We start from the raw sequence: 17,760 nt of genomic DNA, 5'->3' as shown, positions 1-17,760 counted from the left end.
AGTGGAGACAGTCACATATACCAATCGTTTTGGAGAGTCCGTCACATTTGGCGGTCCTCCTTTTTATTTGCAAGAAATTACAGGGCTTGGTGATGTACCAACCAATATACAAACGCAACGGGTACCATACGAAGACGGTAGCACATTGATTGATGTTCTACTTGAAGAACGTGAAATTGATATTACGTTTCTTATCGTAAATGCAGTAGATGAGGGTGGATATGAAACGGTTTCTAGGCGGAGAACGGAGATTGCCCGCATTGCTAACCCGAAGTTAGGTCCCGGAACTCTACGTTATGAAAATGACTATCTAGTACGAGAGATTTTAGTAGTCGCATCAAGTGTGCCGATATTTCCGGATGGTGGTGGTCGAGCTAAAACCTTACAAAAGACAATGATTAATTTTGTTGCACCGGATCCGTACTGGCGCAGTTTAAAAATCGATGAAGAACCAGCATTCAAGCCGTTGTTTCAGTTTCCGTTTAGCGGACCATTTCAAATGGGGATGCAGAGAGATAGACGTATTATCAACAACGATGGTGATGCGGCAGCACCACTATATATCGAGTTTTATGGACCTGCTAAAAATCCGAAAATCGAAAATGTAACCACTGAAGAGTTTATCAAGGTCAACCAAACATTAGCTGAAGGCGAGAAGATGGTCATCGATACGACACCTAACATAAAAATGGTTGAATTTGTTGGTGTAAATGGAGCTCGTAGAGACGTAACCAACTGGCTTGATTTAGATAGTATCTTTTTCAAATTACAGCTAGGAGAAAACGACATTAATTATACGGCTGACAACGATGTACAAGGGGCTGTCGTAAACATCAGCTACCATAAACGCTACAACGCAGTATAGGAGGGCAAATATGGCTGAAATATTTAAGTTTTTTAATAGTGCACCGGGGGATGAACGCTGGCATTATGCGAGTGATTTTGCGGATTACTTTGCTAACGTGTTATCGAGTGGACTGCTACATAAGAACGGTTCACCTAACCTACAAGTAAAAGTAAATGCAGGAACGATGCAAACGTATATAGAGGCTGGAGAAGCATTAATACAAGGCTATCAATATCAAAATACACTACCATTATTCTTAACACATGGTTTACCTGAGCCGAATCTAGACCGTATTGACCGTATTGTTTTGCGGTTGGATAAACGTAACAATGCACGATATATTAGATTATTTGTGAAAGAAGGAGTATCAGCTGCTAACCCTGTACCACCAACTTTACAACGTGATCAATACGTATTTGAATTATCGTTAGCTCAAATTCGACTTACCAAAAACACATCATCCTTAGAGCCATTAAAACTCATCGATGAACGTATGAAAGAAGATTTATGTGGTATCGTTTATTCGCTTATTAGTGTACCGACAAGCGTGTTCCAGCAACAATGGGATTATTGGTTTAATAACAAGAAGCAAACGCTTGAGAACGATTTAGAAGCGTGGCAGGTACAACAGAAAAATGAATTTGAAGTATGGCAAGCTGAAAGAGAACAAGAATTTTTAACATGGTTTGAGTCCATCAAAGATATCCTGAGTGGTGATGTAGCAGCAAATTTAGCAGCAAGAATAGCGAATTTAGAGAATGGACTTTCTAACCATATATTTGATGTTTCACATGTTAAATGGATTGAAACTATAGGAGGTACAGCGAATGCATTAACCGCAACGTTGGAAGGTCTTACAAGCTATAAAAACGGCTTAGGTGTGTCGTTCCCTGTAAAATCCAACAGTACAGCAGCTATGTCATTAAACATTAATGGATTAAGCGCTATCCCTATCAAGAAAGCGAATGGCACACCATTTAGTAATGGGAAAGCTAACGGCGTTTATACAGTTCGTTATCGTGATGGGGCTTTTATCTTACAGGGTGAAGGGGGGAGTGGAAATGCAGTAGCCAACGATATAAGAAAAGGAAAAACGGCTACAAGTGATATTGGAGACATTACTGGATCACTCGATTTATCTCAACTTACAGCAGGCAACATCAGAAAAGGTGTAACTATTGATGGTGTGCAAGGTACCGTTGTTCCTTTGGGCGCTGGGGATTTTTATGTATATAAATACCCAGCTGCTTATAACGTATGGCAAACAAAGTTTACCAAGATAATGGGGTGCCGAGTTGCCGTAGGTAGTACGTATAGAGTTAGGTTCAATATATGGGCATCAAGTAATAATACTTGTAGGGGGAAAATTTATGTAAACGGTGTCCCTATAGGTATTGAACGTTCAGTTTATGATAGGACTGCATCTTACTTTACAGAAGATATAACTGTTAAGGATGGCGACCTAATAGAGATATGGGCTATGCAAGATAACAATACAGAATACTATAGTAGTGTCCAATCATTTGACTTGGGTATTACTACGTTAGGGTTTACAGACGCCTAATGAGTAAGGGGAGGGTTTTTACATGCTAACTATTCAATACTATACACCAGAAGAACGTGAGCGCCTAATAGCCGAGTTTGCTGATAAATTCTTAATAGAAGAACGCAATATTGCAGAAGGTAACTTCTTAGTATTCTCAGATGAACCTGCTAAACCACCAGTCCAAATGGTGACAGTACCTAAAGCAGAGTTCGATGCTATTAAGAACACTCAAAAAGAACTGGATGCCGTAAAAGAAGAAAGTAAAGAATTAAAACTTGCAATAGCTGAATCAGCAGAAGTACAACAACAAGATAATTTAGAGAATCAATTAGCTGTTGCTGAATTAGTAGAGACACTAACAAACAAGGGGGTTTTATAATGGCTAAATTATATTGGGATTTAATTAAAATGAACTTGCGAACAGTTGACCAGGTGCCATTGCTGTGGCGAGAAGCTGTTCAAACATTACTCAATAACGAAAACAAGTAAACGCGACATAAGCAAGCGTTATTTTTTATGCCTTTGAAAGGAGAAAATACATGCAAAATATCCCTATACGAATCATTGACGATGAATTTAACTTGTTAGGCGAGGTTGACCGATACTCTTCAGCTCAAATAGGTATCTCGTGGTCAGATATTGGAGTGTTAGAGTTACGAATCAACCGATACCTACAGCATGCTGACAAGTTGGTTAAAGGTAATATCATCTTTCCTTACAATCGATTAGACCAAGCTTATATCATTAGGCACCGAGAGATTGAACTTGATGAAAACGGTAAGCAAACGGAGGACTGGACTATTAAAGCCTTATCATTAAAAACCTTTACGTCTCAGCGTCTTATCAACCCTGTAATAGGTAAGACTCACGAAAGTGTGAAAGGTAATGTAGAGACAGTAATGAGGCATTTTGTGAATACACAAATGATTAATCCAAGTGATCCGGCTCGTATCTTCCCGCGATTAGTGCTAGGTACCAACAAAAATAGAGGTCCAATCATTGAAGAAAATTCAAGGTATGACTCATTACATGAAAAGCTGAAAGAATTATCTGAGCTTCATGGTTTAGGATGGAACATTGAGGTTGATTTAAAAAATAAACGTTTTGTATTCGTTGTGAACGAAGGTAGAAACTTAGTGGCCAATCAAACAGGGTTACCGCAGGCTATTTTCTCAACGGAACGAGGAACAATTGAGTCGCTTGAATACACAGAGAGTGATTTAGATTATAAGAACTTTGCGGTTGTCGCAGGGCAAGGTGAAGGTATAGAACGTACAATTATCTCGATTGGTGATGCTGTAGGTGCTGACCGATATGAGATGTTTGTAGATGCAAGAGATGTATCAGAGGAAGATGAAGAAGGGGAAGCACTTCCAATCGAAAAGATTGTAGCTGACCTCAATAAACGTGGTAATGAAAAGTTATCTGAACATGCTCAAGAAATTTATTTAGGCGGTCAGATACTCACTAAATCTCATTTAGTTTTCGAAGAAGGTTACAACATAGGTGATATGGTCACGGTTCGTGATAAAGGCTGGGGCGTAACGATGGATACTCGAATAACTGCAATAAAAATTATTTATGAATATGGCAAACGGAAAATTGAAGTCGTGTTTGATAATGATAAGCCAACGTTTATCAGTAAAATAAGACGTGAGATCAATACATTCAAATACGAATTGAAGAAATAGACGCAAGCAGAAGCTTAGCGTTATTTTTTATGGTTTTTTAGCGCTATGAGAGCAATTGGGATGGGCAACAGTACATGTTACTGATTCTCAATGCGTCTGACAGCGTTACTTATTTTAGGGCAAAGGAATGATGTTAATGGAAAGATGGGTAGCAGGAATTAGTGGTGTTGTAGGTACACTCGTTTCTTATTCGGTGAATGGTTTAGGTATGGCAGTAACTGTTTTAATAGGGTTTATGGCGATTGATTATATCACAGGAATTTTGGGCGGTATCGTTAACCGTAACTTAAATAGCCGAGTTGGTTTCAACGGCATCATGCGAAAAATTTATTACTTATTGCTAGTAGGTTCGGTGTACATGCTTTCATTAGTGATACCGGGTATCGAGTACGCAGGGGATGGGGCAGCCATTGCATTTTGTGTACTCGAATTTATTTCAATAACAGAAAACGGCACAAAGATGGGCTTACCAATGCCTGACTTTATTAAAAACATTTTATCGATTGTAAAAGATAAAACAGGAGAAGGTGAAGTGAAATGACAAAAAGATACGTAGGTTCTAGTGGTCACGGATTGACAATCAGAGGCGCAAAATATTTCATTGATGAAGTAGAAGAAGCGCGTAAAGTAACAAATGAGGTACATCGTATCTTAACAACACAATACAATGGTGCTGGTTCAGTATTCCATGACGATATGTCAACATCTCAAAATCAAAATCTCCAAACCATCGTAAATTATCACAACAAGCAAGCTCGAGAACTGGACTGGAGCGTTCATTTCAACGCTGCAAGTGTCACTGATGCTCCACGTGGTGTAGAGGTACTGTATTATGATATGAAGGATTTATCAGCTAAAGTAAGTGCTGAAATTGCAAAAGTATCAGGGCTAAAAGATCGTGGGCCTAAACAACGCACAGAGCTGTATTTCCTTAAAAATACTTATAAACCAGCTATATTAATTGAAGTATGTTTTGTTGATAGCCAAGCTGACGTTGAACTGTACCAAAAAAACTTTAATGGTATTTGTACTGCTATAGCAGATTCATTAGCTACTTATTTATGCTATACAAAAAAAGAGGAAGTAAAAGAGGCACAAGCTAAAGTAATGCTGAATGATAGTAAATCCATTCCTGCTATGATTATAGATGGTAGGACGCATGTTCAAGTGCGTGATTTAGCTGAGCTATTAGGATTGAAACTTGTTTATAACAATGAGAGCAAGATAACAAAATTGTATGAAGTAAAGTGATAAATTCATTAAAGGACCGTTACCTCAATTGGTAATGGGTATTTTTTTTCACAGATTTCACTTGCTAAAATGCAAACAATTGTTCTAAAATAATACAAACGAATGTTCTTGTGTGAGGAGTGGAGTTATATGTTGAATATTGAACAGCGTCAATTATTCCATAAGTTTGTGATTTTAGATATGGCGATTCAATCATTGCAGCGAGATTTCAAAGTGATAGAAAATCTTAAAATGAGTAGGGTCTACTTGCCAATCCTCGAAAAGCTTCTAAAGGACATAACACAAGATTATTACAACTCTAAAAGGCTGTTAGCCAAAGATAAAATTAGAGTGGTGAAGTGGGAAAAGATAGACGAATACTTTAGTGATGTACATGTAGCGACTGCAGGAAATGACGTGATTCTACGATATGCTAATATGGCAATCAAAACACAAGTAGAAAATTTATTAATTAGTCACCAAAATAAAGACCAGGACTCAATTGAAAAGTGAGTACCTGGTTTTGTGCATTAAACCTCTAACTCATCGTGCTTTTTCCTCTTAGGCACTACTTTCCTTACGACAGTAATAGCCTCATCAATCTGCTCCTCAAACATCATCTTTATGATACGCACTACTCTTTCGGTTTTCTCCATAACATACAAAATAATAATTCCACTACTAAATGTAATACCAACAATATCAATGATGGCCATGAGTCATCTCCTTATAATTTGAGTAATCGATAAATCTGACGAATCTTAATTTCACCTAAATGCAACATGAATTTAGACAAGTACCATTGCATAAATCTTCTATTTCCAAGCGTCATGCGAATAAGTACTGCTGCAGTAGTGGTTGGTGTTATATCAAGAGCGAAGGCCAACACGCTCAATTGGTCGAAATCTCGCTGTTTAAATTTGATTGTTACTTTGCCTCTATTAGGCTGAACAGTTATCCTCAATTTTGGTCTTTCTGGATAGCCCATGGTGATTGTATTATTCCAACGATAATCTCTCCTGAACCATCTCCTTATTTCATTAATGATGATCTCCGACACAGCGCCAGTATTACACAACCTTTCTGCTACATCTTTAACGTATTCACCACATATTTCTGCAAATTTGTATAAGGTGGTTTTCAAGGACTCCGAGATAGTGGGTTTCACATCAACTTTTTTGTCTGAGCGAGTGATTCTCCTGCTCCCCATCGAAAAAATTTCCTCCTCCCCGTACCTTTTTAAAGCGTATCCCTAGGAATTTATCCTAACTTTACTCGATTCCTAGACTTAATGTAGGTATACGTGAGCTGTTTTCGGAAAAGAACCATGATAAAAATATTTATTACAATTGTAATAATTCGTCTTGGAAAGTTATAAAATGTACTACATTTGTAATACAAAACGAAAGGGGATTGTATTGGATAGAATCATTTTGGGAATTGATGCAGGGAATCACAAAGCGAAGGTAGTAGGACCATTTGGTGTTGATTCATTTAAAACAAACATCTGTGATTGGTTTGAGCGTGATGTAGAAGAATCATTTGGTCCTGACGACATGGAATTTGAAGTGGCTGGTCGTAAAGGATTTGCAGGAACCATAGCTCAGTTTGAGGATGAGTTTGGAGATGGTACCAGATATGGAGATAGTAAAGCGCATGAGGATACAAAAATCAGAGTCTTATTAGCAATACATCGCTATTTAGGTCGATACTGCCCGCATATAGAAAAGGTTAGCTTTGTGACAGGGCAACCAATTAAACGGCATAAACAAGCCGAAAAAGAGTCCATCATTTCCATGTTAAAGGGTCAACATGATATAAAGTTGAACGGAAAGAATAGAAAAGTAACTGTTGAACAAGTGGCTGTAGCACCTGAAGGAAGTGGAGCATTTTGGGCACGACCTAGTGAGGGTACAATACGTGTAATCGATATAGGTAGTGGAACTGTTAACGCAGCTACAATAATTGATAAAAAGCATATTAATAAAGCAAGCACCACTTTTAACTTTGGAGTTGAAACGGTAGCAAATAAGGATGATCTTCAAAAGATAGCAAGAGGAGTTATTCGCAATACAACTAAGTTGAAATGGGATAAAAACGATAAAATATTGATTTGTGGTGGTATTACAGAAGGAATAGTGCCATATATAATAGAACATTACACTAATGCAGAAATCATTAATCCGACAATTCATCGTGGGAATGGGGTGAAAACTTTACACCCTATCTTTGCGAATGCGTTTGGATTTTACGAAATAGCAAAGGGGGCATTTGGATGAGTAATGAGGGTAGGAAGAACAAACCTGTTAGCTTTAACACTACAGATGAACATGATCTTGCACTATTGAAACATGCTGAACAAATCAACCCACTAACTGAAAAACCTCGAAATTTTAGCAAGTATGTGAAGAGACTGATTGAAGAAGATATGAAACGCTGTTCGGGGAGTGAGATAAGAATAGACCGAAATGAGCCAATAATACATGAAGATGAAACGTATTCCATTGAGACAAAAGAAGCCATGAGTAGTTTTATATAGAAAAGAAAAGCCACTCACTTGAAAAAAATGAGTGGTCTTTTCTGATTTTATTATTTAACTGGGTAATCTTGTGTACCTAATTCTTCGCCCATAAGACCTTTTTTAGCTAATAAAGTTACTGGCGTTTCTAAATCATCAAGATCATAGGCAACGGCATTTTCTACAGTGCCATCCTTTTTGATATTTTCAAGTTGAGAATTTGAAAATCTGTCGTCTGGTAGACTGCCAACCTCTAACTCATTAACAGCATTTGGGTTGTTATCTTGAATTCCAGTAAATACAGCTATCCATGCTGATATTGGGTTTATCTCTTTATCACTTAAATTTGTAGTTTCATACCAAATTGCAAATACAGGTTTTTCACCATATTCGTTCCCTTTTTCACCAACAGGAATAACTTTAGTTTCAGTTATTTTTATTTTTACATCCTCAATTTTAACTTCGCCATCTTTAAAATAAACACCATCACTTTTTGTTTCTTTATCTGCTGTTTTATCAGTAGATGCAGTAGTTTTAGTTTCCTCTTTTGGCTTTTCATCCTTCGATGAATCTGCGCCACATCCAGCTAGACCGATTGATAGTACTAGTGCTGCGCTAAAAATTAGTTTTTTCTTCATTTTTAAAATAGTCTCCTTTGTATATGTTAGTTCTATTAAATTGTATCAGTTATGGTAATGGTTGTCAGTATTGTTTTTGGCACAGTAAATTAGCGAAACGGTCTATATTTATGTTCATCGATTAGAACTTGTGAAATTTACAAATACTAAAGCATGGACATCGAGACATTACACACGATAGCAACCTACTACTTCGAAAAAGTTAAAACTAATTGTGACTATAGAAAAATCATTCATTATAAAGAAGAGAAAGGAAATTATTCATTTTATGCTCTTTACAAATGCAAACGAGGTATTGGATTAAAGAAAGTTATATTAACACCTGACGGTGATTTAGTAGAGGTTATTTCGCTTTGAGATGGTGAAATTTGTCGTAAATTGTAGATACCTCGACAAAATTTTTGAATTGGGCTTGTAACCCATTTTATTTTTATGATTCCAGTGCTACCATAAAAATAACAAATGGAAATAAAAAACCACATCACAAGCTGTAACTTGAAATGTGGTAGTAATCCGAGTGACATTCACCCAATTAAACTAACATTTATTATAATTCAAAACAATTGTTTTGTAAAAGTGAATGTCCTCATTTTTTTGAGGGGGTAAATTATGAAAACGACAACGAAAGAGCTGTTAGATGTATTAAAAATTTTCTCTGAAATCTTTAGTATCCCTCCACCTAATTCAAACGATATCGGAAGTTGGTGGGATAAAGTTGTGAACGATATAGAAATAGAGTTACTTTATCTATTGCATGACAATAATGTGCTAGGACGTCATGAAAATGAAGAGTTGAAATTTATGAATAATCTTCTATCTGATCGAATCACTGAATTAGAGATATTGGTTAACTAAAAAATTACATAAAAATAAGAAAATCACTCATCTGAATAATGAGTGATTTTCTAGTTTAAATGATGCCGAAACGATGCCTAAACTAATAGAAAAGAACGTAGAATGATAGAATTTAAGAAAGTTACATCATGTTTTCAAATGATGTAATACACCAAAAATAAAGCAGTAAATGCTGATAGATTAATATACTATATAATATCCATGATGTAACAAATCTCTAGAATATCAGTATTACAAGGCTTTCTATCGGTCGTTGAGTTAAAATGATGCCGAAACAATGCCTGGTTTTTAAAAAAGCGTATTTTTTAAAGACTTCTCATTAATTTCCCGAACTTTTCTGATGCCTCTTTTTTTCTATCTTTCGTGACATGTAAATAAACCTTAGTTGTCGTTTTGTCCGATTCGTGGCCCAGTCGTTCCATAATTAATTCTAAAGGAACACCTACCTCAGCTAAAAGGGAAGTGTGGGTGTGACGGAATGAATGGGGAGTTAAATGTTTTTCAATTGTCGTATGTTTTAAAATGACTTGCATACGAATATTCACTAACTTTAAATAATATGGGTATCCTAGATTTGGCGGTCTAAGCTTTGATACGACAAAATCAAAGTCGCTATATTTTGTACCTAAAGATAATTTAACTTGTTTTTGTAGTAAACGATGACTCTTCAACAATTCAATCAACTCTTGTTCTATGTCAATAGTTCTTACAGACCCACTAGTTTTAGGTGGCGTCAATTCATGAGACAATATATTATTATTGGGATTATACAATGTTTTAGTAATAGAAATAGTCCTATTCTCTAAATCAATATCACTCCATTTTAATGCTAATAATTCACCTAATCTCATACCTGTCCATGCCAGCATGTTGAAAATGAAATAATCGTCTTTTTTACCATGAGTAAGGGCTGCGTCAAGGAACTCTTTTAGTTCATTCTTTTCAAAATAAACATTTTGAACATTTTCATTTTCAATTTCCTCAACGGTTTTAATTTTTTTAGGTAATTTAGCAAATTCAGTTGGATCGTTATGAATTACACCTAACTCTCTAGCGTATTTAAAAATCATTTTCGCCGTTCCGTTGATCCCTGATAGTGTATTTATATTATATTCTTTGTTCATTTCATTTAAAAAGCGTTGATACATAACTTGGGTAATATCTCTAACTTTTTTGTTTGAAAAATAAGTTAACAACTTATTAGATTCATATATACGAATTCTTATAGTGGCTTTTTTAACTCCTATACTTTTATAATACTTAAACCATTCGTCTGTAAGTTCTTGAAAAGTAATCTTGTTTTTAAAATCAAGGTTCCATTTCTCCATCTCGTATTCCATATCTCTAGCAGCTTTGATAGCTTCTTTTTCTTTTAAAAACCCACGTTTAACAATTCGCTCACGTTTTCCTGTTAACGGATCTGTCCCATTTTCAATTACATACATCCAACGTTCTTTTCCATCTTTTAATTTATATTTTTGAATAGAAGCCATGTGGTTTCCTCCTATAACACAAGAATGTACGTTCTTATTTGTATATTAAAATAGCCCCTTAAATTTAAGTTCTGCCAATTCTGCAGGAACATTATATAAGGTAGCTATATCATAAATAGTCATTTGATCATATGAATCAAATAAACTCTCATCTGGAATTAATAGATAAGCAGCAAACTTATTTGCTTCAACTTCAATTTTATCAATAGAAAAAAGAGTGTTAGCACGCATAAAAGGAACACTAGAACATCTATGCAAAACTGCATGTCCTAATTCATGCGCACAAACCACACGTTGATCATCATATGAAAGAGTGTTATTTAAAAAAATAATTTGATTACGCTTTTCGTACTGATAAAAGCCGTTTATTTCATAATGTAAATCCCAATGGATAACGTTAATTTTTAATAAATCTGCTATTTCAAATGGATTTCGAGTACCATATTTTTTGTATAAATTATCGACTTTAGATTGGATAAAATCCATTTGCATCCCTCTAATCAGATTAATCTTCGTTGTCTCTATATTTATTAGGAATGAATTTTTTGTTGTTTTTCTTTGCGAGTCGGATGCCGAACTCCATTGCTTCTAATAAAGATTCTTTTGCTTCTTCTGACATCGGCTCACCGTTGAATAGTAAGCCAGTTGCTGATGATAAATCCTCACGTAATTCGTCCATGCGTTTAGCTACGTCACGTTCATCTTTTTTTGATAAGTCTGGTTCATTAATATTAATATTTTTGTTTCCAAGTAAGTAATCAAGAGAAACTTCATATAATTCAGCCATTTGTTTTAACATGTTTGTATCAGGGTCTCTGTAATTTCTTTCGTAACCAGATAAAGCGCCGTTTGTTACACCTAATTTTTTAGCTACCTCCATTTGAGTAAGGTTTTTGTCATTTCTAGCTTTTTTCAATCTTTCCCCTAAAGCCATTTCTCTCACCTCTTTGTTTTAATATAGCTTAATTAAACGTATGGTTAAACTTAATTAAACGATAAGTTTAATATTTTTATATTTTGGCTTGACTTTAACGTTTCGTTTAATCTATACTGTAATTAAGTTAAACGAAGCGCTTAATTCTGAGCGAAATTAAGGAGGTGCAATTTATGTCTACTGTTTATTTAAATATTGAAGAAGTTCGTAAAAGAAAAGGTGTAACAAAATCTCATATAGCAAGATCTTGCGGTCATACTCCACAATGGTATTCTAAAGTTTCGAAAGGTGAAATTGTATTAGACGTAAATAAATTAGAGCTTATTGCGTCTATATTAGAAGTCAATGTCACAGTTTTTTTTGACAACAAATTAAGCGAAACGCTTAATTTTGGATTAAAACAATTAGCTTAGGAGGAAAAAACGATGAATTTAATTCATTTAATTGAATCGGCACAAGGAGAAACGTCAGATTATGAATTTGCCGAGGAAATAGGTCTTTCGTTAAATCATTTAACTTGTTTGAAGAAAGGAGTATCAATTGGCACACCATCCTCACAAGTGCTTAGAAAAATTAGCGAACACAACGAGGAAGTAAGCTATATTGATTTACTAATCGCTGCTGGCTACTTAAACGAAAAAGATGTTGATGGGTTGATTAAAAAGTACCCACGGTATAATTTCGATGGATTTGACTATGACGTAGTGTCACTTGAAAATGGTTTCTTTATTAATGGTATGGAAGTAGAAAATTTGATAGACGTTTCAATTAAATCAGATGTTAATAACATTTCCGAAGTGACAGTAAAATTCTACGCCAAGGTCAAAGGGTTAGATTTTAAAACAATTCTTTGACAGAACCAAACACAATCGAACCAATTTCTCTAATAGTGGCCGCACCCACTTTAGAAGCAGTTTCTTTCGTTTTATTCCAAACGGTATCTTGTCGGATGGCATCTATAAATTGATGACCTTCTAAACTGATTGAATGAATAAGTAACTGTGTACCGGTTTTTGATTTTCCAACTTGACCGTTCAGAAGATTAGACTCAATTAATTTTTCAATAGCGTAACCAAGTTCGTTTTTATCAAATCGCTCAAGTCGAGCATCGAATACAACTACATTAACATCTATGTTACTAGGTTGTTCTTCTATCACAAACATTATTTCGCGCATAGCATCAAAATTTAATTTCATATATTTTCACCTCCAATCTACCAATAGTTTAGCAGATTGGAAAATTTTAAAACATAGGAGGTTTTATCATGAATCAATTAACAAGAAATATCCCAAGTACGGAAGTGGCCGAAATGGTGGAACGGCAACATGCTCATGTGATGCGCGATATTAAAATCATTATCGAGCATCTAGGAGGACAATCCAAAATTGGAGAGTCCTATTTCATCGAAAGTGAATATACAAATTCCCAAAACAAACAGCAACCATGTTACTTACTAACGAAAAAAGGTTGCGAACTTTACGGCACACGCATGACTGGTGAAAAGGGTACTCAATTTGCAACGGCTTACATCGAACGCTTCAATGAGCTGGAAGAACAACAGAAAGTCAATTTTACTATGCAACAGCCAACTCAAGCTGAAATTATCGCCATGATTGCTCAACAAGGAGTAGAACAAGAACGCCGTTTAAATGCTGTAGAAGAAAAACAACTGCAATTAGAAACTAAACAGGATAATATAGCTGAAATTATTGCTCTTAACCCGACTGAATGGCGCAAGAAGGTTACAAATCTTATTAATAAGATAGCTCTTTCACGTGGTGGATTCGAAGCTTATCGAAATGTCCGTAATGAAAGTTATCAAATTTTAGAAGAACGTGGCCGTTGTAAGTTAGATATTCGCTTAAGTAACCGTAGAAAAGAAATGGCTTTAAACGGGATTTCTAAATCCAAACTGGACAAAGTAACAAAGCTTGATGTTATTGCTGATGATGCAAGATTAACTGAAATCTACTTAGCAATAGTAAAAGAGATGGCCATTAAACATCAAATTAAAGTAGAAGGGTTGGGAGCCTAATGATTGAACTAATTCGTAAAAACACATTATTAACTAGTGAATTCGCAATTGAAACTGATACAAACGTTGATAGTGCTTTATCAGTTGTTTCTATAAATACGGTCGATGGAAATGAAGCTGCTGGCTACACAGAAAACACAGAAAACACAGGTATTACCTTGAGTCTTGATTATGAAGAACTGGACGAAATAATTTTCATTTTACAACAAGCTAGTGACGCACTTAAACGATCAGAAAACTGCTGAAATGCTGCTGGGCAAAGCAGACTCGAATTAGGAGGTCAAAATTATGTTCCATCCAGATTATGAAACTGAATTTCTAGAAAAAGTACGAATGGTCGTACGAGAAGAAAACGAACAATTTTGGAAAACTCATGCTGTTCAAAAGTATCCAGAGATATTAACAAATGATCATCTATGTGAAATTTTTCAATGTAAGATAGCTAAAATTTATGATTTGGTGAAAATCGGTTCATTCCCGATATTCCCGCACATTCAAGCGCACTATCCTCGAGATTTAGTTTTTAAATGGATTAATGAAAATTCAACAATAGCGCAAGCTCTTAATCCGAAATTAAGAGCAATATAGGAGAGGCCAGGGCAAATGGCCTCAAGTCAAACTACCAATCTAGTAGAAATCTAAGAGGTAGGGGCAAATCTACCTCTTAACAATATTATATACCTTCATTAGAAAAATGACGGTCTCATAAAAGTTAACTTTAAAGCGAAATGCGACTTAAATCAACCGGAAAGGGATGGAAATATGAATGCAACTAGTAATTTAGTTGGCGAAGCATTGAAAGAAGTCAGAGTCAGAGGTGACAAAACGCAGACACAACTTGGCTTTGAATTTGGACTAGGAAGAGAGGCTGTTTCGAAATACGAGAACGGTCGTGCCAAAGTTCCAGCAGATGTGAGCAGAAACATCGTTGGTAAGTACGATGATCCTAAGTTTGCTTTAACAGTACAACATCAGTACACAGGTACAGGTCCGATATGGTTAAACGGTCCAAACGTAGACCTTCACCGATGTAGCGTACGAGAAAAAACAATTGAGGAGCTTGAAGAAGCGATTGTTTCTATTAAACAAACAAGTCTAGCTAAACCGAAAGAAGCAATCAATCCTTATGAAAAGAAAAACATGATGGACATGATAGAGGAAGCTGTAGAGGCAGCAACCGCACTGGCGAACTTTATTGCTGTAACTACAAAACATCTTGATATTAGTTACACAGGGGTTTGGACAAGTCATTATCAGGATCTTGAAAAGGCAGGGTTTATTGAATGATTGAATCGGAGGGCTATTTACATGGGTATAGTTAAAAAATTAAAGCTAGAAATAGCAAAATTAGAAGCTTGTAACGAGGATTTATTAGTAGCAATTGGTGTTCATAACAAACGTGGTGAGTATCACTTATCAGCAGAATGCATGCGGAAAAGTCAACAAACTATGAATCAAATCAAAAGATTAAAAACACATTTACAAGATCAACAAAATTTCATGTGGGTTATCAAGGATGCACAGGAAAGAGGACTACTTGGCGAGGTGATGAAGGAATATGCGAATCAAGCCTAGAGCATGGCGACACATGACGGTAAAGCAGAGGTTAGTTTATTTACACTTCATTTGCGATAAGAGGATGTTGGAGAAGTTAAATGGCAATAAAAAAGCTGCTTAATCGCGGTAACGACTAAACAGCGGACAACATATACAAGTTCATTATACCACAATTTCAGACGTTTGCGAGTGTTATCTCGCTCTCGTCAAGCAGCTTACAGCACCGTCTCCCCGGTATGTTTTGCCACTGTAAGTTGCTTGATGGGATGCCATCAGAAAGAAGGTGAGAACATGGGTCTTGCTCAATTTAAGCCAAAAATGAAAGATGAACTTTTAGACACTGAAGTGTTTGAAGAACGATTTGCTGAGTATGACATTATCAATGAATTTACAGGAATCATTTACACGTTAGTGGCTATTGAGGGCAACGTGCGTTATCTAAGCTTTGTAACAGCATCTTATGCAGGAGTATTACAAAAACAAAAGGAGGCGATAGCGTGACTGCTCTATTAGAAGTAGAAAACCCAATGGTACGTGGTCGGATTGAGTATCCGATGCCACCTTATAAGCCAGTTGTCAGCTTTGAAATGCACGATGATTTTGGTAGTTTCATAGCTTCTGGTGACGTGTTCTTTGAAATCGGTGATGCAATCGTACACATCGACAATATAAGTGATTACTTGGCTGTTGGATATAGGGATGAATCAACTTATGACATGACTGATTCAGAGGTAATTGCTTATGTGGAAGAGCATTATGGTTTTGCTCATACAAAAAAATAAACCACTTGGCAGAGTGGCTTAAACAAATCATTAATTGCGCTCATTATAGCGCACTACAGGAGGAATTTCAATGAGTAACCTTGCAGAACAGTTCAATAGTCCTCAAATGGGACAACTTCAATTTCAAGGTGGAGGAGCATTAGCACAAGCTAGTGCTTCCCGTGAAATGGAAGAAGTTAAAGGACAAATTTTCATGGCGAAACAGTTTCCGCGTAACGTATTCCAAGCTGAGCAACGTGTATTAGATACGTGTAAACGTCCCGCACTAGCACAGGTCGCAATGTATCAATATCCACGTGGTGGGCAACGAGTAACTGGTCCGTCGATTCGATTAGCAGAAGCAATTGCGCAAAACTGGGGCAATTTATCATATGGCATTCAGGAACTAGAGCAACGCGAAGGTGAGTCAGTTGCAAAAGCATTCTGTTGGGATCTTGAAACGAATGTCCGTCAAGAAAAGGTATTTACCGTCAAGCACTCTATGAAAGCTAAAGGGTCTATTAAACAATTAACGGATCCACGTGATATTTACGAAAAAGTAGCAAATGATGGGGCACGCCGTTTACGTTCATGCATTTTAGGAGTAATACCAGGTGACATTATTGATAAAGCGATTGGTCAATGTCACGAAACATTAGCTGGTAATGGTCAGGGTCCATTAAAGGATCGTATCGCAAATGCGTTACGTAGTTATAAAGAACAGCATCGCGTCACACAAGAAATGATAGAAGCAAAGTTTGGTTACAACGCTGATTCATTTACTGAGTATGACTATGTAGAGTTAATCAACATATTTAACAGCTTAAAAGACGGCTTGAGTAAGGTTGAGGATTGGTTTAATAAAGATGATGCTAAAAAGCAATCCAGTGGATTAGGTGATGATTTCAAAGCTCCAGCAGAACCAAAAGCAGAGGTGAAATCAGGTGCTCCAAACGACATTCCAATTGAATAGTGATAACTATCACTCGAATGAGGCAAATCAGCACTACATGTCAGTTTCACAGTTTAAAAGCGCCATGGAGTGTGAAGCTAAAGCGTTTGCAGAGGTAAGAGGCGAGTTCACTCGTCCTCCCTCTACAGCTCTAATAGTTGGTTCATATCTACACGCTGCCTTTGAATGTAACGAGGCATTCGCTGAATTTAAAGAGCTAAATCACCACACCATTTACAACAATCGTGGAAACAAGTATAAGGACTACGAAAAAGCTGATGACATGATTGAGACCATTAAAAATGACGAGTTTTGCATGTTCGCTCTACAAGGAGAAAAAGAGGTCATTTATACAGGTGAGTTATTGGGTGTAGAGTGGAAAATCAAAGTTGATAACATCAATCATGAACGTGGATTTTTCAGTGATATAAAAAGCACTCAGGAGCTTCGAAAACGCTACTGGAGCGAGAAATATAATACTTGGGTTTCGTTTGTACAAGCCTTTGATTATGTACTTCAAATGTGGGTGTATCGAGAAATCATCTTTCAAAATACAGGACGTTACTATGATCCATATATTGTGGCAGTTACAAAAGAATCGCCACCTGATAAAGCTATATTGCATTTTGACAATAGCCGATTTGAATTTGAGTTGGAATATGTAAAGGAGCATTTGCCAAGTATTATTGCTGCTAAATCAGG

At 36.2% G+C, this 17,760-nt stretch carries 30 protein-coding genes; 23 read left to right on the top strand and 7 right to left on the bottom strand.

Annotated features, from left to right (window positions below; translation table 11 throughout):
• The first annotated feature begins 1 nt into the window (after position 1).
• The 8 genes from ACQKN4_RS23425 (at position 2) to ACQKN4_RS23390 (ending at position 5,827) form a co-directional block, all read left to right on the top strand.
• Positions 2–865: a phage tail family protein gene (locus ACQKN4_RS23425; protein ID WP_427484965.1), complete on the top strand. Its 864-nt coding sequence runs from the start codon at positions 2–4 to the stop codon at positions 863–865.
• 10 nt (positions 866–875) lie between these two features.
• Positions 876–2,411 (top strand): hypothetical protein, encoded by a 1,536-nt coding sequence (locus tag ACQKN4_RS23420; RefSeq protein WP_427484964.1) that lies wholly within the window; start codon positions 876–878, stop codon positions 2,409–2,411.
• Between the two features lie 22 nt (positions 2,412–2,433).
• Entirely contained in the window at positions 2,434–2,772 is a 339-nt protein-coding gene (locus tag ACQKN4_RS23415; RefSeq protein WP_427484963.1) for a hypothetical protein, read from the top strand.
• Positions 2,772–2,882 carry a CD1375 family protein gene (locus tag ACQKN4_RS23410; protein ID WP_427484962.1) on the top strand — a complete coding sequence of 37 codons (111 nt, stop codon included), beginning with the start codon at positions 2,772–2,774 and terminating at the stop codon, positions 2,880–2,882. The genes ACQKN4_RS23415 and ACQKN4_RS23410 overlap by 1 nt, the downstream gene beginning before the upstream one ends.
• A gap of 50 nt (positions 2,883–2,932) precedes the next feature.
• Positions 2,933–4,084 carry a siphovirus ReqiPepy6 Gp37-like family protein gene (locus ACQKN4_RS23405; protein WP_427484961.1) on the top strand — a complete coding sequence of 384 codons (1,152 nt, stop codon included), beginning with the start codon at positions 2,933–2,935 and terminating at the stop codon, positions 4,082–4,084.
• Positions 4,085–4,220: 136 nt separating this feature from the next.
• A complete protein-coding gene (locus ACQKN4_RS23400; RefSeq protein WP_427484960.1) occupies positions 4,221–4,625 on the top strand; it encodes a phage holin family protein in 405 nt (134 codons plus the stop codon).
• Positions 4,622–5,335 carry an N-acetylmuramoyl-L-alanine amidase gene (locus tag ACQKN4_RS23395; protein ID WP_427484959.1) on the top strand — a complete coding sequence of 238 codons (714 nt, stop codon included), beginning with the start codon at positions 4,622–4,624 and terminating at the stop codon, positions 5,333–5,335. The genes ACQKN4_RS23400 and ACQKN4_RS23395 overlap by 4 nt, the downstream gene beginning before the upstream one ends.
• 129 nt (positions 5,336–5,464) lie before the next feature.
• On the top strand, positions 5,465–5,827 hold the full coding sequence (locus tag ACQKN4_RS23390) for an aconitate hydratase (protein ID WP_427484958.1): 363 nt from the start codon (positions 5,465–5,467) through the stop codon (positions 5,825–5,827).
• A gap of 17 nt (positions 5,828–5,844) precedes the next feature.
• Here the strand turns inward: ACQKN4_RS23390 and ACQKN4_RS23385 are convergent, their stop codons facing one another.
• Both ACQKN4_RS23385 and ACQKN4_RS23380 read right to left on the bottom strand, forming a co-directional pair.
• Positions 5,845–6,030 (bottom strand): hypothetical protein, encoded by a 186-nt coding sequence (locus tag ACQKN4_RS23385; protein WP_427484957.1) that lies wholly within the window; start codon positions 6,028–6,030, stop codon positions 5,845–5,847.
• 11 nt (positions 6,031–6,041) lie between these two features.
• Complete coding sequence (locus ACQKN4_RS23380) at positions 6,042–6,524, bottom strand: hypothetical protein (protein ID WP_427484956.1); 483 nt, start codon at positions 6,522–6,524, stop codon at positions 6,042–6,044.
• Positions 6,525–6,732: 208 nt separating this feature from the next.
• On the opposite strand from ACQKN4_RS23380, the gene ACQKN4_RS23375 reads away from it, so the two are divergent.
• Positions 6,733–7,593, top strand: a complete 861-nt coding sequence (locus tag ACQKN4_RS23375) for a ParM/StbA family protein (RefSeq protein WP_427484955.1) — start codon at positions 6,733–6,735, stop codon at positions 7,591–7,593.
• Complete coding sequence (locus ACQKN4_RS23370; protein ID WP_427484954.1) at positions 7,590–7,853, top strand: hypothetical protein; 264 nt, start codon at positions 7,590–7,592, stop codon at positions 7,851–7,853. Before ACQKN4_RS23375 ends, ACQKN4_RS23370 begins: the two co-directional genes overlap by 4 nt.
• 50 nt (positions 7,854–7,903) lie before the next feature.
• Here ACQKN4_RS23370 and ACQKN4_RS23365 read toward each other — a convergent pair whose 3' ends face one another.
• Complete coding sequence (locus tag ACQKN4_RS23365; protein WP_427484953.1) at positions 7,904–8,470, bottom strand: DUF5067 domain-containing protein; 567 nt, start codon at positions 8,468–8,470, stop codon at positions 7,904–7,906.
• A gap of 153 nt (positions 8,471–8,623) precedes the next feature.
• On the opposite strand from ACQKN4_RS23365, the gene ACQKN4_RS23360 reads away from it, so the two are divergent.
• On the top strand, positions 8,624–8,827 hold the full coding sequence (locus ACQKN4_RS23360) for a hypothetical protein (RefSeq protein ID WP_427484952.1): 204 nt from the start codon (positions 8,624–8,626) through the stop codon (positions 8,825–8,827).
• A 252-nt stretch (positions 8,828–9,079) separates the two neighbouring features.
• Complete coding sequence (locus ACQKN4_RS23355; RefSeq protein ID WP_427484951.1) at positions 9,080–9,325, top strand: hypothetical protein; 246 nt, start codon at positions 9,080–9,082, stop codon at positions 9,323–9,325.
• Between the two features lie 305 nt (positions 9,326–9,630).
• On the opposite strand, the gene ACQKN4_RS23350 is transcribed toward ACQKN4_RS23355, so the two are convergent.
• From ACQKN4_RS23350 to ACQKN4_RS23340, 3 genes are read right to left on the bottom strand one after another with little or no spacing between them, the layout of a single operon-like run.
• Positions 9,631–10,818 (bottom strand): tyrosine-type recombinase/integrase, encoded by a 1,188-nt coding sequence (locus tag ACQKN4_RS23350; RefSeq protein WP_427484950.1) that lies wholly within the window; start codon positions 10,816–10,818, stop codon positions 9,631–9,633.
• Positions 10,819–10,863: 45 nt separating this feature from the next.
• Positions 10,864–11,304, bottom strand: a complete 441-nt coding sequence (locus ACQKN4_RS23345) for an ImmA/IrrE family metallo-endopeptidase (RefSeq protein WP_427484949.1) — start codon at positions 11,302–11,304, stop codon at positions 10,864–10,866.
• A 19-nt stretch (positions 11,305–11,323) separates the two neighbouring features.
• Entirely contained in the window at positions 11,324–11,752 is a 429-nt protein-coding gene (locus tag ACQKN4_RS23340; protein ID WP_427484948.1) for a helix-turn-helix domain-containing protein, read from the bottom strand.
• 173 nt (positions 11,753–11,925) lie between these two features.
• On the opposite strand from ACQKN4_RS23340, the gene ACQKN4_RS23335 reads away from it, so the two are divergent.
• Complete coding sequence (locus tag ACQKN4_RS23335; protein ID WP_427484947.1) at positions 11,926–12,165, top strand: helix-turn-helix domain-containing protein; 240 nt, start codon at positions 11,926–11,928, stop codon at positions 12,163–12,165.
• A 12-nt stretch (positions 12,166–12,177) separates the two neighbouring features.
• The gene (locus ACQKN4_RS23330) at positions 12,178–12,606 is read left to right on the top strand and encodes a hypothetical protein (protein WP_427484946.1); all 429 of its coding nucleotides are present in this window, start codon (positions 12,178–12,180) and stop codon (positions 12,604–12,606) included.
• Here ACQKN4_RS23330 and ACQKN4_RS23325 read toward each other — a convergent pair.
• Complete coding sequence (locus ACQKN4_RS23325) at positions 12,590–12,949, bottom strand: DUF2513 domain-containing protein (RefSeq protein WP_427484945.1); 360 nt, start codon at positions 12,947–12,949, stop codon at positions 12,590–12,592. The two genes, ACQKN4_RS23330 and ACQKN4_RS23325, sit on opposite strands and share 17 nt — an antisense overlap.
• Before the next feature lie 68 nt (positions 12,950–13,017).
• Here ACQKN4_RS23325 and ACQKN4_RS23320 point away from each other — a divergent pair, with 68 nt between their 5' ends.
• From ACQKN4_RS23320 to ACQKN4_RS23280, 9 genes are all read left to right on the top strand, one after another.
• Positions 13,018–13,788 carry a Rha family transcriptional regulator gene (locus tag ACQKN4_RS23320; protein ID WP_427484944.1) on the top strand — a complete coding sequence of 257 codons (771 nt, stop codon included), beginning with the start codon at positions 13,018–13,020 and terminating at the stop codon, positions 13,786–13,788.
• Positions 13,788–14,033, top strand: coding sequence for a hypothetical protein (locus ACQKN4_RS23315; RefSeq protein WP_427484943.1), 246 nt, complete (start codon positions 13,788–13,790; stop codon positions 14,031–14,033). Before ACQKN4_RS23320 ends, ACQKN4_RS23315 begins: the two co-directional genes overlap by 1 nt.
• A gap of 43 nt (positions 14,034–14,076) precedes the next feature.
• Positions 14,077–14,376, top strand: a complete 300-nt coding sequence (locus ACQKN4_RS23310) for a hypothetical protein (RefSeq protein ID WP_134019467.1) — start codon at positions 14,077–14,079, stop codon at positions 14,374–14,376.
• 174 nt (positions 14,377–14,550) lie between these two features.
• The gene (locus ACQKN4_RS23305; protein ID WP_427484942.1) at positions 14,551–15,075 is read left to right on the top strand and encodes a helix-turn-helix domain-containing protein; all 525 of its coding nucleotides are present in this window, start codon (positions 14,551–14,553) and stop codon (positions 15,073–15,075) included.
• 21 nt (positions 15,076–15,096) lie between these two features.
• Positions 15,097–15,363 carry a hypothetical protein gene (locus tag ACQKN4_RS23300; RefSeq protein ID WP_427484941.1) on the top strand — a complete coding sequence of 89 codons (267 nt, stop codon included), beginning with the start codon at positions 15,097–15,099 and terminating at the stop codon, positions 15,361–15,363.
• 273 nt (positions 15,364–15,636) lie between these two features.
• Positions 15,637–15,846 (top strand): hypothetical protein, encoded by a 210-nt coding sequence (locus ACQKN4_RS23295; protein WP_427484940.1) that lies wholly within the window; start codon positions 15,637–15,639, stop codon positions 15,844–15,846.
• Entirely contained in the window at positions 15,843–16,127 is a 285-nt protein-coding gene (locus tag ACQKN4_RS23290) for a hypothetical protein (protein WP_427484939.1), read from the top strand. The genes ACQKN4_RS23295 and ACQKN4_RS23290 overlap by 4 nt, the downstream gene beginning before the upstream one ends.
• 70 nt (positions 16,128–16,197) lie before the next feature.
• Positions 16,198–17,079 (top strand): hypothetical protein, encoded by an 882-nt coding sequence (locus ACQKN4_RS23285; protein WP_427484938.1) that lies wholly within the window; start codon positions 16,198–16,200, stop codon positions 17,077–17,079.
• Positions 17,051–17,760 (top strand): PD-(D/E)XK nuclease-like domain-containing protein (locus ACQKN4_RS23280; RefSeq protein ID WP_427484937.1); only part of this gene is annotated, 710 nt, incomplete at its 3' end. The genes ACQKN4_RS23285 and ACQKN4_RS23280, both read left to right, overlap by 29 nt.

The sequence above is a fragment of the Lysinibacillus sp. NPDC093692 genome, assembly GCF_050280125.1.
Lineage (GTDB): Bacteria > Bacillota > Bacilli > Bacillales_A > Planococcaceae > Lysinibacillus.
Note: the sequence above shows the minus strand (reverse complement) of the source record. Positions and strands in the feature narration are given on the sequence as shown.

Excerpts from the sequence above, each read along its gene's own strand:
- ACQKN4_RS23420 (WP_427484964.1), top strand. The coding sequence starts at position 876 with ATGGCTGAAATATTTAAGTTTTTTAATAGTGCACCGGGGGATGAACGC.
- ACQKN4_RS23415 (WP_427484963.1), top strand. The coding sequence starts at position 2,434 with ATGCTAACTATTCAATACTATACACCAGAAGAACGTGAGCGCCTAATA.
- ACQKN4_RS23410 (WP_427484962.1), top strand. The coding sequence starts at position 2,772 with ATGGCTAAATTATATTGGGATTTAATTAAAATGAACTTGCGAACAGTT.
- ACQKN4_RS23405 (WP_427484961.1), top strand. The coding sequence starts at position 2,933 with ATGCAAAATATCCCTATACGAATCATTGACGATGAATTTAACTTGTTA.
- ACQKN4_RS23400 (WP_427484960.1), top strand. The coding sequence starts at position 4,221 with ATGGAAAGATGGGTAGCAGGAATTAGTGGTGTTGTAGGTACACTCGTT.
- ACQKN4_RS23395 (WP_427484959.1), top strand. The coding sequence starts at position 4,622 with ATGACAAAAAGATACGTAGGTTCTAGTGGTCACGGATTGACAATCAGA.
- ACQKN4_RS23390 (WP_427484958.1), top strand. The coding sequence starts at position 5,465 with ATGTTGAATATTGAACAGCGTCAATTATTCCATAAGTTTGTGATTTTA.
- ACQKN4_RS23385 (WP_427484957.1), bottom strand. The coding sequence starts at position 6,030 with ATGGCCATCATTGATATTGTTGGTATTACATTTAGTAGTGGAATTATT.
- ACQKN4_RS23380 (WP_427484956.1), bottom strand. The coding sequence starts at position 6,524 with ATGGGGAGCAGGAGAATCACTCGCTCAGACAAAAAAGTTGATGTGAAA.
- ACQKN4_RS23370 (WP_427484954.1), top strand. The coding sequence starts at position 7,590 with ATGAGTAATGAGGGTAGGAAGAACAAACCTGTTAGCTTTAACACTACA.
- ACQKN4_RS23365 (WP_427484953.1), bottom strand. The coding sequence starts at position 8,470 with ATGAAGAAAAAACTAATTTTTAGCGCAGCACTAGTACTATCAATCGGT.
- ACQKN4_RS23360 (WP_427484952.1), top strand. The coding sequence starts at position 8,624 with ATGGACATCGAGACATTACACACGATAGCAACCTACTACTTCGAAAAA.
- ACQKN4_RS23355 (WP_427484951.1), top strand. The coding sequence starts at position 9,080 with ATGAAAACGACAACGAAAGAGCTGTTAGATGTATTAAAAATTTTCTCT.
- ACQKN4_RS23350 (WP_427484950.1), bottom strand. The coding sequence starts at position 10,818 with ATGGCTTCTATTCAAAAATATAAATTAAAAGATGGAAAAGAACGTTGG.
- ACQKN4_RS23345 (WP_427484949.1), bottom strand. The coding sequence starts at position 11,304 with ATGGATTTTATCCAATCTAAAGTCGATAATTTATACAAAAAATATGGT.
- ACQKN4_RS23340 (WP_427484948.1), bottom strand. The coding sequence starts at position 11,752 with ATGGCTTTAGGGGAAAGATTGAAAAAAGCTAGAAATGACAAAAACCTT.
- ACQKN4_RS23335 (WP_427484947.1), top strand. The coding sequence starts at position 11,926 with ATGTCTACTGTTTATTTAAATATTGAAGAAGTTCGTAAAAGAAAAGGT.
- ACQKN4_RS23330 (WP_427484946.1), top strand. The coding sequence starts at position 12,178 with ATGAATTTAATTCATTTAATTGAATCGGCACAAGGAGAAACGTCAGAT.
- ACQKN4_RS23325 (WP_427484945.1), bottom strand. The coding sequence starts at position 12,949 with ATGAAATTAAATTTTGATGCTATGCGCGAAATAATGTTTGTGATAGAA.
- ACQKN4_RS23320 (WP_427484944.1), top strand. The coding sequence starts at position 13,018 with ATGAATCAATTAACAAGAAATATCCCAAGTACGGAAGTGGCCGAAATG.
- ACQKN4_RS23315 (WP_427484943.1), top strand. The coding sequence starts at position 13,788 with ATGATTGAACTAATTCGTAAAAACACATTATTAACTAGTGAATTCGCA.
- ACQKN4_RS23310 (WP_134019467.1), top strand. The coding sequence starts at position 14,077 with ATGTTCCATCCAGATTATGAAACTGAATTTCTAGAAAAAGTACGAATG.
- ACQKN4_RS23305 (WP_427484942.1), top strand. The coding sequence starts at position 14,551 with ATGAATGCAACTAGTAATTTAGTTGGCGAAGCATTGAAAGAAGTCAGA.
- ACQKN4_RS23300 (WP_427484941.1), top strand. The coding sequence starts at position 15,097 with ATGGGTATAGTTAAAAAATTAAAGCTAGAAATAGCAAAATTAGAAGCT.
- ACQKN4_RS23295 (WP_427484940.1), top strand. The coding sequence starts at position 15,637 with ATGGGTCTTGCTCAATTTAAGCCAAAAATGAAAGATGAACTTTTAGAC.
- ACQKN4_RS23285 (WP_427484938.1), top strand. The coding sequence starts at position 16,198 with ATGAGTAACCTTGCAGAACAGTTCAATAGTCCTCAAATGGGACAACTT.